The organism is Bacillus sp. V2I10, assembly GCF_030817055.1.
Classification (GTDB): Bacteria; Bacillota; Bacilli; order Bacillales; family Bacillaceae; genus Bacillus_P.
This window is the reverse complement of the sequence record NZ_JAUSYV010000001.1, coordinates 3,611,180-3,623,213: the sequence shown is the minus strand read 5'-3', so window position 1 is coordinate 3,623,213 and position 12,034 is coordinate 3,611,180. Positions and strand designations below refer to the sequence as shown.

13 protein-coding genes are annotated in these 12,034 nt (G+C 41.6%); 12 read left to right on the top strand and 1 reads right to left on the bottom strand.

The genetic code is table 11. The annotated features are described in order from the left end of the window. The first annotated feature begins 88 nt into the window (after positions 1-88). The 10 genes from def (at position 89) to spoVM (ending at position 9,212) form a co-directional block, all read left to right on the top strand. Positions 89-571, top strand: coding sequence for a peptide deformylase (gene def / locus QFZ72_RS18305; RefSeq protein WP_307436069.1), 483 nt, complete (start codon positions 89-91; stop codon positions 569-571). Positions 572-576: 5 nt separating this feature from the next. Next, positions 577-1,533: a methionyl-tRNA formyltransferase gene (fmt, locus tag QFZ72_RS18300; RefSeq protein WP_307436067.1), complete on the top strand. Its 957-nt coding sequence runs from the start codon at positions 577-579 to the stop codon at positions 1,531-1,533. Beyond that, a complete protein-coding gene (gene rsmB / locus QFZ72_RS18295) occupies positions 1,517-2,863 on the top strand; it encodes a 16S rRNA (cytosine(967)-C(5))-methyltransferase RsmB (protein WP_307436064.1) in 1,347 nt (448 codons plus the stop codon). The genes fmt and rsmB overlap by 17 nt, the downstream gene beginning before the upstream one ends. 2 nt (positions 2,864-2,865) lie before the next feature. Continuing rightward, entirely contained in the window at positions 2,866-3,957 is a 1,092-nt protein-coding gene (gene rlmN, locus QFZ72_RS18290; RefSeq protein WP_307436061.1) for a dual-specificity RNA methyltransferase RlmN, read from the top strand. A 4-nt stretch (positions 3,958-3,961) separates the two neighbouring features. Beyond that, the gene (locus QFZ72_RS18285; protein ID WP_307436058.1) at positions 3,962-4,723 is read left to right on the top strand and encodes a Stp1/IreP family PP2C-type Ser/Thr phosphatase; all 762 of its coding nucleotides are present in this window, start codon (positions 3,962-3,964) and stop codon (positions 4,721-4,723) included. Continuing rightward, the gene (pknB, locus tag QFZ72_RS18280; RefSeq protein ID WP_307436054.1) at positions 4,717-6,693 is read left to right on the top strand and encodes a Stk1 family PASTA domain-containing Ser/Thr kinase; all 1,977 of its coding nucleotides are present in this window, start codon (positions 4,717-4,719) and stop codon (positions 6,691-6,693) included. The genes QFZ72_RS18285 and pknB overlap by 7 nt, the downstream gene beginning before the upstream one ends. A 28-nt stretch (positions 6,694-6,721) precedes the next feature. Beyond that, the gene (rsgA, locus tag QFZ72_RS18275; protein ID WP_307436051.1) at positions 6,722-7,606 is read left to right on the top strand and encodes a ribosome small subunit-dependent GTPase A; all 885 of its coding nucleotides are present in this window, start codon (positions 6,722-6,724) and stop codon (positions 7,604-7,606) included. Positions 7,607-7,608: 2 nt separating this feature from the next. Then, positions 7,609-8,256, top strand: a complete 648-nt coding sequence (gene rpe, locus QFZ72_RS18270) for a ribulose-phosphate 3-epimerase (protein WP_307436048.1) — start codon at positions 7,609-7,611, stop codon at positions 8,254-8,256. 94 nt (positions 8,257-8,350) lie between these two features. Then, positions 8,351-8,992: a thiamine diphosphokinase gene (locus QFZ72_RS18265; RefSeq protein ID WP_307436045.1), complete on the top strand. Its 642-nt coding sequence runs from the start codon at positions 8,351-8,353 to the stop codon at positions 8,990-8,992. 139 nt (positions 8,993-9,131) lie between these two features. Continuing rightward, positions 9,132-9,212, top strand: a complete 81-nt coding sequence (spoVM, locus tag QFZ72_RS18260; protein WP_003328987.1) for a stage V sporulation protein SpoVM — start codon at positions 9,132-9,134, stop codon at positions 9,210-9,212. A 208-nt stretch (positions 9,213-9,420) separates the two neighbouring features. Here spoVM and rpmB read toward each other — a convergent pair whose 3' ends face one another. Beyond that, the gene (rpmB, locus tag QFZ72_RS18255) at positions 9,421-9,609 is read right to left on the bottom strand and encodes a 50S ribosomal protein L28 (RefSeq protein WP_101565215.1); all 189 of its coding nucleotides are present in this window, start codon (positions 9,607-9,609) and stop codon (positions 9,421-9,423) included. 277 nt (positions 9,610-9,886) lie between these two features. On the opposite strand from rpmB, the gene QFZ72_RS18250 reads away from it, so the two are divergent. Further along, complete coding sequence (locus QFZ72_RS18250; protein WP_307436039.1) at positions 9,887-10,249, top strand: Asp23/Gls24 family envelope stress response protein; 363 nt, start codon at positions 9,887-9,889, stop codon at positions 10,247-10,249. 17 nt (positions 10,250-10,266) lie between these two features. Next, positions 10,267-11,943: a DAK2 domain-containing protein gene (locus tag QFZ72_RS18245; protein WP_307436036.1), complete on the top strand. Its 1,677-nt coding sequence runs from the start codon at positions 10,267-10,269 to the stop codon at positions 11,941-11,943. The last annotated feature ends 91 nt before the right edge of the window (positions 11,944-12,034 follow it).

The window sequence follows — 12,034 nt, the reverse complement described above, 5'->3', positions numbered from 1 at the left end:
GTTTCTTGCCTAGGAGCTGGGCGATTTCGCTTGCCGTCAATGCAAAAAAATTTATACTTTTATCAAGACAAACCTGGAGGATGTTTCATTGGCTATTAAACCAATTGTATTGCACCCGGCAGAAGTGCTGGAGCAAGTTTGCGAACCTGTCACCATCTTTGACAGAAAGCTGTCAAAATTATTAAAAGACATGTATGATACAATGATTGAACTTGACGGAGTGGGTCTTGCAGCTCCTCAAGTGGGAATTCCCATTCAAGCTGCTGTTGTTGATATAGATGACCAACATGGAACAATCGAACTGATTAATCCCATTATTATAGAAAAGCGCGGTTCTCAGACAGGACCAGAAGGCTGCTTAAGCTTCCCGGGGTTATATGGAGAAGTAGAGCGCAGCGATTTTGTTAAAGTCAGAGCTCAAAATCGAAAAGGCAAACCATTTGTCATAGAAGCAAATGGTTTTTTAGCTAGAGCGATCCAGCATGAAATCGATCACCTGCATGGAATCCTGTTTACTGCCAAGGTGAAAAAATATCTTAAAGAAGAAGAGTTAGAAGAATTGGAAGGATGATTGGCATGACAAGAATTGTTTTTATGGGAACGCCTGATTTTTCTGTTCCTGTTTTAAAAAGACTGGTGGCAGAAGGCTATGAAGTTGTTGGGGTTGTAACTCAGCCTGACCGTCCTAAAGGCCGCAAAAAAACGTTAACACCTCCTCCTGTAAAAATAGAAGCGGAAAAACAGAATATTCCTGTGCTTCAGCCGGAAAAAATAAGAGAGAAAAAAGAGCTTGAGGAAGTGCTTGCTCTTAAACCTGACCTGGTCGTAACCGCTGCATTCGGTCAAATTCTGCCGAATGAATTATTAGAAGCGCCGCAGTTCGGCTGCATAAATGTTCATGCATCATTGCTTCCTGAGCTAAGAGGCGGAGCGCCTATTCATTATTCCATCCTTCAGGGCAAAAAGAAAACGGGCATCACGATCATGTACATGGTTGAAAAACTTGATGCCGGTGATATCCTGACTCAGGCAGAGGTGAGAATTGAAGAGCGTGATCATGTAGGCACTCTTCATGATAAATTGAGTGCTGCCGGAGCTGATCTTTTGGCAGAAACGCTGCCTGCACTGCTTGAAGGAAAACTGACTCCCCGAAAGCAGGATAATGAAAAAGCAACATTCGCATCAAATATTAAGCGAGAACAAGAGAAAATTGACTGGACGAAAAGCGGCCAGGAAATCTATGATCACATCCGCGGTCTCCACCCATGGCCGGTTGCCTATACTCACCTGAATGGCCAAGCAGTAAAGATCTGGTGGGGTGAAAAAATGCCAAATAAAAATACAGCAGCACCCGGTACAGTAATTGGAATCGATTCTGATGGTATAGTTGTGGCAACTGGAGACAGCACGGCAATCAAAATTACAGAGCTGCAGCCATCCGGGAAGAAAAAGATGAGCGGAGAAGATTTTTTGAGAGGCACGCAAATGCAAGCAGGAGAAAAGTTGGGAGAGCAAAATGAAGAAAACAAATAATGTCCGCGAGGTTGCTTTAGAAACACTGCTGACAATTGAAAAAAATCAGGCGTACAGTCATCTTCTTTTAAATTCCATGATAAAGAAGAACCATGTGAAGGAAATTGACATTCCGCTGCTGACTGAAATGGTGTATGGAACCCTGCAGCGCAAGGATACGATTGATTTTTACCTGGCGCCGTTTATGAAAAATGCCAAAAAAACTGAACAGTGGGTAATGAACCTGCTTCGCCTTTCGGTCTATCAAATGGTTTATTTGGACCGTGTGCCAGAGAGGGCCGTATTATTTGAAGCGGTGGAGATTGCCAAATCCCGGGGACATAAAGGAATTGCCTCTTTTGTAAATGGCATTTTAAGGTCGCTTCAGCGTGAAGGTGTTCCAGTCTTTGATTCTATAAAGGATGAAGCGGAACGGATTGCTGTGGAAACAAGCCACCCTGTCTGGCTTGTTCAGCGCTGGATCGCCCAGCTTGGAGCCGGCGAGACAAGAAAAATGTGCGAGGCAAACTTAACACCGCCAAGCGTGACCGCACGTGTGAATCAAATGAAGCAATCACCTGAGGAACTGATGGACAGGCTTGCGGAAAAAGGGATTCAAACCGAAAAAGGCGACCTTACAGATGAAGCAATTAAAAGCCTGAAGGGAAATCTTGCTAAAACAGAAGAATTTAAAAAGGGCTTCTTTACAATCCAGGATGAAAGCTCTATGCTCGTGGCAAGAACGCTTGGTTTGCAAAAAGGCGACAATGTGCTGGACGCTTGCGCTGCACCTGGAGGCAAATCAACTCATATTGCTGAGATTTTGGAGAACACTGGCTCCGTCCATTCGCTTGATCTGCATGAGCACAAGGTGAAATTGATTAAAGAACAGGCAGACCGTCTTCAGCTCACCAATATCGAGACAGAAGCACTGGACAGCAGAAATGCCCATACCCGCTTTGAAAACGGCCAGTTTGATAAAATCTTAGTGGACGCACCTTGTTCTGGGTTTGGCGTTATCCGCCGAAAACCTGACATAAAATATTCAAAAACGGAAGAGGATGTTTTGCGCCTGTCAGAAATTCAGCTGGCAATTCTTTCATCAGTCGCACCTTTATTGAAAAAAGATGGTACACTAATCTATAGCACATGTACAATTGATCATGAAGAAAATGGACAAGTCGTACAAGCATTTTTAGAAAAACACGAGGATTACGAGCTCGATCATTCATTAACAGACCGTTTGCCGAAGCCTGCAAAACCATATGCTGCTGATGGACAGCTTCAAATATTGCCGCACTATTTTGGCACGGACGGATTTTATATAGCAAGCTTAAGAAAGAAGGTGTAAAAATGGAAGAAGTAAAACGAACTAAAAAAACAGTCATCAAAGATCAAGTAAAACCTTCCATTTATTCTCTTGAACTCGGAGAATTGCAAGAGTGGTTAACAGAGAAAGGCGAAAAGCCGTTCAGGGCTGCACAAATTTTTGACTGGCTTTATATAAAAAGGGCAGCCTCTTTTGAAGAAATGTCAAATCTATCCAAAGCGCTGAGAACCAAGCTTGATGAACATTTTGTATTAACTACACTTAAGACTATTATTCAGCAAACTTCAAATGACGGCACAATGAAGTTTTTATTTGAACTTCAAGATGGTTATTCAATTGAAACAGTTCTGATGCGCCATGAATATGGAAATTCCGTTTGTGTCACAACACAAGTCGGCTGCCGGATTGGCTGTACGTTCTGTGCATCTACACTTGGCGGATTAAAACGCAACTTAGAAGCAGGAGAAATCGTTGCTCAGGTCGTAAAAGTACAGAAGGCACTTGATGAGCTGGGAGAACGTGTGAGTCATGTGGTCATCATGGGAATTGGCGAACCATTTGACAATTATGATGAAATGATGGGCTTCCTTAAAATCATTAATCATGATGATGGATTAAATATTGGAGCCCGCCATATTACTGTTTCAACGAGCGGAATCATTCCAAAAATCTATAAATTTGCAGATGAACATCTGCAAATTAACTTTGCCGTTTCTCTGCATGCACCAAACACGGAGCTGAGAAGCCGTTTAATGCCAATCAACAAGGCGTATAAGCTTCCTGAGCTTATGGAAGCCATTGAGTATTATGTGAATAAAACAGGCCGCCGTGTGAGCTTTGAATATGGTTTATTCGGCGGAGTAAATGATCAGGTAGAGCACGCTGAAGAGCTCGCGAAGCTTATTAAGCATCTCAAATGTCATGTGAACTTAATTCCGGTCAACTATGTGCCTGAACGAGACTATGTCAGAACTCCAAGAGAACAGATTGATCTGTTTGAAAAGACATTGAAAAAACGCGGCATAAATGTAACGACCAGACGAGAGCAGGGACACGACATTGATGCAGCATGCGGTCAGCTTAGAGCGAAGGAGCGCAAAGAAGAGACGAGGTGACTTCATGGAAACCGTTATTGTAACAGACAGGGGAAAAGTAAGGCAGCATAATGAAGACAGTGTTGGCGTCTTTAAAAATGAAGACGGAGATGTGCTGGCAGTTGTTGCAGATGGTATGGGAGGTCACTTAGCAGGGGATGTTGCAAGTCAAATGACGATTGCAATTCTGAAAGAAATGTGGGAATCAGCTTCCCGCATTTCTTCTCCTGACCTTGCTGTAAATTGGCTTAAAGAGCATATCGAAAAAGTTAACTCTATTTTACTTGAACATGCATTGACGCATCCCGATTGCAAAGGCATGGGTACAACGGTTGTTGCAGCTATATGTACCGGAAGCTTTGCTACAATCGGCCATATCGGCGACAGCCGGGGATATTTATGCAATACTGACGGTTTTAAACAAATTACAGAGGATCATTCCCTTGTAAATGAACTCGTGCGTTCAGGACAGATTTCAAAGGAAGATGCAGAACATCATCCGCGAAAAAATGTTCTTGTCAGGGCTTTAGGTACTGAAGAACACGTTGAACTTGATCTAACATCCATTTGTCTGGAGGAATCTGATATCCTGCTTTTATGTTCAGATGGACTATCCAACAAAGTTGGCGAGAGTGAAATGAAGCAGACATTAACTTCGCTCGGGTCACTTAACGAGATTGCATTGTCTTTGGTCAATCAGGCAAATGATAATGGGGGAGAGGATAATATTTCACTCGTCATCGTCAAACAGCCGTCTGAAATCAAAGAGGGTGATCAGACGTGTTAATTGGCAAGCGATTAAGCGGCAGATATAAAATTCTTCGGGTAATTGGCGGCGGAGGAATGGCGAACGTATATTTGGCGCGGGATATGATTTTAGATCGCGATGTTGCAATGAAAGTCTTAAGATTTGATTTTTCAAATGACGATGAGTTTATTAAGCGATTCAGACGTGAGGCGCAATCAGCAACAAGCCTTGCACATCCGAATATTGTCAGTATATTTGATGTTGGGGAAGAAGACGGCATCTACTATATCGTCATGGAATACGTTGAAGGCAATACGTTAAAACAATACATACAGCAATATGCACCGCTGCATCCCAGAGAAGCCTTAAATATAATGGAGCAAATTGTATCAGCGATCGCACACGCCCATGAAAATCATATCGTTCATCGTGATATAAAGCCGCATAACATTTTGATTGATCCGCATGGAAATGTGAAGGTAACCGATTTTGGCATCGCAATGGCATTAAGCTCCACTACGATTACCCAGACAAATTCTGTGCTCGGCTCTGTACATTATTTATCGCCTGAGCAGGCTCGCGGAGGAATGGCGAATAAAAAATCAGATATTTATTCCCTGGGGATTGTTCTTTTTGAGCTGCTGACTGGCAGACTCCCTTTTGACGGTGAATCTGCCATTTCAATTGCGCTAAAACATCTGCAGTCTGAAACACCTTCAGCTAAACGGTGGAATGCTACGATTCCGCAGAGTGTTGAGAATATTATTTTAAAAGCAATGGCAAAGGATACCTTTCACAGATATGAATCTGCAGAAGAAATGGAAGAAGATATTTCAACAGCGCTTAAACCAGAGCGTCTAAATGAAGTGAAATTCGTTATTCCGGAAGATAATGAAGCAACAAAAGCGATTCCGATCATCACGGATTCAAATATGTATGAAAAAACCGATGACACCCTTGTCCGCCCTCATGAGAATATTGGTGAAGAAGCATCAAAGAAGCCCTTAAAAGAAGCAAATAAAAAAGGCAAAAAAGAGAAAAAGAAAAAAAGCAAAGCCGGCATGATCATACTGACAATCTTTCTTCTGCTTTTGGTAGCTGGTGTTGCCGCGGTAACGATTATCCCTCCACTGCTTATGCCAAAGGATGTTGAGGTACCTGATTTAACGGGAATGAAGTATGAAGAAGCAGTTGAACAGCTGATTGCTGATAAGTTTGTTGTGGATGATCCAATTCTTATAGAAGATGAAGAAATTCAGGAAGGCTTTGTTGTTAAAACAAAACCGGAAGCAGGCAAAACGGTAAAAGAAGGAGATACAATCATCATTTATGAAAGCTCAGGCAAAGAGAAGGTCGAGCTGGATGATTATGTTAACCGTGATATTAACCGTGTCCGTGATCTTCTTGAAAGAAAAGGGTTTACCAATATTAAAGTGGAAGAAGAATTTAATGAAACAGCTGCGGGAACGATTTTAGAACAGGATCCCGAACCTGGAGTGGAGGTTATCCCAGGAGAAGATGAACTGGTCTTAACGGTGAGCAAGGGACCTGAGGAGTTTGAGCTTCAGGATTTAACAGGCTATTCAGAGGAAGCATTAAATGCTTATATTGAAGAAAATAATCTGGAATTGGTCAGGAAAGATGTTTATTCAGACACGGTCAGCAAAGGAGAAGTCATCTCTCAATCTCCTGCACCATCTGAAAAAGTACTCCCTGGAGATACGCTTGAAGCGACAATATCGCTTGGTCCGGAACCAATACCAATTCAAAAAGTGAAGAAAACGATTGAAATTCCTTATCCGCCAGAGCTTGCAGGACAGCCAGCTGATGTCAGTATTAACATAGATGATGCAGAGCATTCTATTTCAGATGTGTATGATAAGTTTACGACCACTGAAACGACTTCACGTGAAATAGAATTTTCGATTGCTCCTGATGAGAAAGCTTTTTATCAGGTTATCATCGACAATAGGGTAGTGAAATCTGAAATTATTCCATACCCTGAGTAATTGTCTGCAGCAATCAAGGAGGAAATGTATGCCTAAAGGCAAAATTATTAAAGCGTTAAGCGGATTCTATTATTGTCTTGACGGAGAGCGGACGATCCAGTGCCGCGGCCGCGGTGTTTTCCGTAAAAACAAAGTAACACCGCTGGTTGGAGACGAAGTCATTTACGATTATGAAAATGAACGTGAAGGCACTATACAGGAGGTACTGGACCGGAAAAACGAGCTTGTTCGTCCTCCGATTGCAAATGTTGATCAGGCGATCCTTGTTTTTTCTGCTGTTGAGCCTGATTTCAGCACAGTGCTTCTTGACCGCTTTTTAGTCCTTATTGAATCGAATGATATTGAGCCGATTATTTGCATCAGCAAAACGGATCTAATTGAAGACGAAAAACAGAAGAATGAGATTTTAGCCTATGCGGATGATTACCGCAAAATGGGATATGAAGTGAGACTGACTTCTACACTTGAGGCTGATGGCATCGCCGAACTGCTGCCATTGTTAAATGACCGCATCTCGGTATTTGCCGGCCAGTCCGGTGTTGGAAAATCATCTCTTTTAAACGTGCTTCGCCCTGAACTTGCCCTTAAAACCAGTGACATCTCCTCTCACTTGGGACGCGGAAAGCATACGACAAGGCATGTAGAGCTTATTCCAGTCGGATCCGGATTAGTAGCAGATACGCCTGGCTTTAGTTCACTTGAATTCATGAATATTGAAGCAGAAGATCTGTCTTATTGTTTTCCGGAAATGAGAGAAAGAAGCGATCAATGCAAATTCAGAGCCTGCACACATGTGTCAGAACCAAAATGCGCGGTTAAGACTTCAGTGGAAAATGGGGAAATCCCGAAATACCGGTATGAGCATTATTTGAGCTTTATTGAAGAAATTAAGGATAGAAAGCCGAGGTACTAACCATGATTAAAATTGCACCATCGATTCTTTCAGCTGATTTTTCCCGCCTTGGAGCAGAAATTGAAGATGTTGAAAGAGGGGGAGCGGATTATATTCATGTCGATGTGATGGATGGGCATTTTGTACCTAATATCACAATCGGTCCGCTGATTGTCGACGCAATCAGACCGGTGACAAAGCTCCCTTTAGATGTTCATTTAATGATTGAGAATCCTGACGCTTTCATCGGTACGTTTGCTAAAATGGGTGCGGATATCATTTCTGTTCATGCAGAAGCATGTCCGCATTTACACCGGACGATTCAGCTTATTAAGTCCGAAGGTGTAAAAGCAGGGGTTGTTCTTAATCCCCATACACCGGCAGATGTCATTAAACATGTTCTCGATGACCTTGATCTGGTTCTTCTTATGACAGTAAACCCTGGATTCGGCGGCCAATCTTTTATTCATTCTGTCCTGCCGAAAATTACGGAAGTAGCAGAAATGGTGAAGGAACGCGGGCTGCAGACGGAGATTGAAGTAGATGGCGGAGTAAATGCAGAAACAGCTAAGCTTTGCATAGAAGCAGGGGCAAATGTGCTGGTAGCAGGTTCAGCCATATACAATCAGCCGGACCGCATGAAAGCGATACGTGAAATAAGGAACGCTTAAGAACCGCTTTTGCGGTTCTTTTTTTAAGAATTCAATCGTTAAAAAGAAATCATAATAATATTATGTAAATTAGAAATAAGCAAGGATGAATGAAATGAAATCAATTTATATTGTTGCAGGCGGACCGAAAAAGTATATACCATCCTTAACCGGATATGATGCAGATCCTGTTATCTGGATTGGTGTCGACAGGGGAGTTATCTATCTTCAGGAAGCAGGAATTACACCTGCTAGAGCATTTGGCGACTTTGATTCTATTACAGATCAAGAACGTGAGGATTTAACAAAATCGTCTCTGAATATAGACTTATTTCCGCCTGAGAAGGATCAAACAGATACGGAGATTGCTTTAGAATGGGCAATTTTGCAGGAGCCTGATGAAATACTTCTCTTTGGTTCAACCGGGGGAAGACTCGATCATTTTCTTGCCAATACGCAGCTGCTTGCAAAGTATCCGAATGCACCGATTAAGATCATTGATCATACGAATGAAATTACAGTGCATCTGCCAGGCACTTATAAAGTCGGGAGACAAAGCAGTTATCCGTATATTTCGTTTCTTCCTGTAAGCGGGGAAGTAAAAGGCATAACCCTTGAGGGCTTCAAATATCCGCTGTCAAATTGTCATATTAAGCTTGGCTCTACATTATGTATTAGTAATGAACTTATTCTTTCGTTCGGTACTTTTTCATTTGAGCAAGGCATATTAATGATGGTAAGAAGTACTGATGAATAACTTCTGGAGCGTTTTTTAAACTATGATGTTTAAAAAAATAATCGGGGCTGCACTGCTTCGCATACGATGAAGAATGAAGAAAAACAGATCCGCTGAATCTTTCATCATCATTTTGAACGAATGGCTGAGGAGGGAAAGTATGAAATTTTATACGATCAAATTACCGAAGTTTTTAGGTGGCATCGTTCGGGCGATGCTGGGCTCGTTTAAAAAAGATTAAGAGCAGAAGCAAAGCGCCCTGGTCATTCAGGTAAAATAGAAAATGGCCAAAGAAGGCGCTTTTTGCCTTTTGGGGCCATTTTGGAATCTTTAAGAATATAAAAAAAGCACCGCCCTTTAGCGGTGCTTTTTTCATATGTTTTAAATCCCGTCCTGAATTCGTTCGAAAATCTATAGAAATGAACGGGTCAAAAGCTTAAAGCTTTTGATTAAACACGCTCAACTTTACCAGATTTTAAAGCTCGAGCAGATACATATACGCGTTTTGGTTTGCCGTCAACTAAGATACGTACTTTTTGAAGGTTAGCACCCCAAGTACGTTTTGAAGCGTTCATTGCGTGAGAACGTGCGTTTCCAGAACGTGTTTTTTTACCAGTGATTACGCATTTACGTGCCATCGTATTCCCTCCTAACTGCAAAAAACCTTTCCAATTCAAACATACTAATCTTGTTTGTCATGAGATACTTTAATAATTTATCACAACTCCTTTCGGAATGCAATAGTTCTTGCTTTTGCTTTCAAGAATTTTCCCTTGACATACATGAATATTTCATGCTGAATAATACTATAGGGAAAGATGTCCCGTGGCAGTACTGTAGATTAACTTTTAAAAATCTCTTGTATATAGTAAAATAGCTTTAGCCTATGCGAACAATACCAAAGGGGGAACAATCATGTCCATTGAGATGAAAACAAAGTACGGACAAATTGACATATCCAACGAAGTCGTTGCAACGGTTGCAGGCGGTGCAGCAATTGACTGTTATGGCATTGTAGGAATGGCATCAAAAAATCAAATCAAAGACGGCATCACTGAGATCTTAAGAAAAGAAAATTTCAGCCGCGGAGTTATTGTCCGCCAAGAAGAAGATCATATCAATATTGATATGTACATTATCGTCAGCTACGGAACTAAAATCTCTGAAGTGGCTCATAATGTTCAAACGAAAGTGAAGTACACACTGGATAAAACAGTTGGACTAGCTGTTGATTCAGTCAATATTTTTGTTCAGAGTGTTCGTGTAACGAACCCGTAGTAAGGAGGAAAAAGTCCGTGACAATTACAACTTTGGATGGAAAACGTTTTGCGGAAATGATTTTGCAGGGAGCAGGTCACCTGTCAAACAATGCAAAATACGTTGATGCATTAAACGTTTTTCCTGTTCCGGATGGAGATACTGGAACAAATATGAACCTTTCGATGACCTCAGGTGCGAAAGAGGTTAAAAATAATGTTTCTGAACACATTGGCAAGGTCGGTGCAGCACTCTCAAAAGGCCTATTAATGGGAGCACGCGGGAATTCAGGTGTTATTTTGTCCCAGCTGTTCAGAGGCTTTTCAAAAGCGATTGAATCAAAAAGCGCGATTACAAGCGCTGATTTTGCAAACGCGCTTCAGGCTGGTGTCAACACTGCTTATAAAGCGGTTATGAAACCTGTTGAAGGTACGATTTTAACCGTTGCCAAAGACTCTGCCAAAAAAGCGATTGATACAATTGAAGCTGATTCATCGATTTCAATTGATCAATTAATGGAAGCGATTTTAACAGAAGCTAAAGCATCTTTAGAGAGAACGCCGGATTTATTGCCTGTACTTAAAGAGGTCGGAGTAGTCGACAGCGGCGGACAGGGTCTTGTATTTGTATATGAAGGTTTCCTTGCTGAGCTGAGAGGCGAAAAAGTGTCAAATATTAAGGTTGCTGCTTCGATGACTGATCTTGTGAGCGCTGAACATCATAAAAGTGTAGCTTCCCACATCAATACAGAAGACATTGAATTTGGCTACTGTACAGAATTCATGGTGCGGTTTGAAGATGACAAAGACGCTTTTACTGAGGAAGCGTTCAGACAGGATCTCAGTGAGCACGGTGATTCTTTATTAGTTATTGCTGATGAAGAAATCGTTAAAGTACATATTCACGCAGAATATCCTGGACAGGTATTAACATATGCCCAGCGTTATGGAAGCCTGATCAACATGAAAATTGAAAACATGCGCCAGCAGCATACAAGCTTGCTTGATAACGTCCCGTCTATGCCTGCTGCTGAACCTGTTTCCAAAAAGAAAGAAAAACAAAAATTCGGCATCGTTGCCGTGACAATGGGGAAAGGCATTGCTGATCTTTTCAGAAGCATCGGCTCTCATTCTGTCATTGAAGGCGGACAAACGATGAACCCAAGCACAGAGGATATTGTTCAGGCCATTAAAGATGTTCATGCAGAGAATGTCATTATCCTGCCTAACAATTCAAACATTGTCATGGCTGCTCAGCAGGCGGCTTCTGTTGTTGATGATCACGTAATCGTTATTCCTTCAAAAACAGTGCCTCAAGGAATGGCAGCAATGCTTGCCTTCAATCCTTTAGCATCTGCAGAAGACAATGAAGAAATCATGAAGGACGCTCTGGGCTCTGTCAAGACAGGTCAAATTACGTACGCTGTCCGCGATACGAATATTGACGGCCTTGATATTGAAAAGGGCGATTTTATGGGAATTGCAAATGGCAAAATTGTAACAAAGGACACAAACCAATTAGCCTCTGCGAAAAAACTTCTCGAAGCCATGATTTCAGAAGATGATGAAATTCTTACAATTCTTCAAGGTGAAGATGCTGCTGATGATGAATTGCAGGAATTGGTTCAATTCATTGAAGAAAAATATACAGAAATAGACGTAGAAGCTCATAAGGGTGAACAGCCTTTATATTCTTACATCTTTTCAATTGAATAATACAATAAAAGTAGAAGGGGATCCCCCTTCTATTTCTTATGTAAGCTGAAATTTCATAAGCTTTCCTTATCTTTCTTTTTTCCAGTATGAT

Bases quoted from the DNA above. Each gene is read 5' to 3' on its own strand.
- fmt (WP_307436067.1), top strand. From the start codon at position 577: ATGACAAGAATTGTTTTTATGGGAACGCCTGATTTTTCTGTTCCTGTT.
- rsmB (WP_307436064.1), top strand. From the start codon at position 1,517: ATGAAGAAAACAAATAATGTCCGCGAGGTTGCTTTAGAAACACTGCTG.
- rlmN (WP_307436061.1), top strand. From the start codon at position 2,866: ATGGAAGAAGTAAAACGAACTAAAAAAACAGTCATCAAAGATCAAGTA.
- QFZ72_RS18285 (WP_307436058.1), top strand. From the start codon at position 3,962: ATGGAAACCGTTATTGTAACAGACAGGGGAAAAGTAAGGCAGCATAAT.
- rsgA (WP_307436051.1), top strand. From the start codon at position 6,722: ATGCCTAAAGGCAAAATTATTAAAGCGTTAAGCGGATTCTATTATTGT.
- rpe (WP_307436048.1), top strand. From the start codon at position 7,609: ATGATTAAAATTGCACCATCGATTCTTTCAGCTGATTTTTCCCGCCTT.
- QFZ72_RS18265 (WP_307436045.1), top strand. From the start codon at position 8,351: ATGAAATCAATTTATATTGTTGCAGGCGGACCGAAAAAGTATATACCA.
- spoVM (WP_003328987.1), top strand. From the start codon at position 9,132: ATGAAATTTTATACGATCAAATTACCGAAGTTTTTAGGTGGCATCGTT.
- rpmB (WP_101565215.1), bottom strand. From the start codon at position 9,609: ATGGCACGTAAATGCGTAATCACTGGTAAAAAAACACGTTCTGGAAAC.
- QFZ72_RS18250 (WP_307436039.1), top strand. From the start codon at position 9,887: ATGTCCATTGAGATGAAAACAAAGTACGGACAAATTGACATATCCAAC.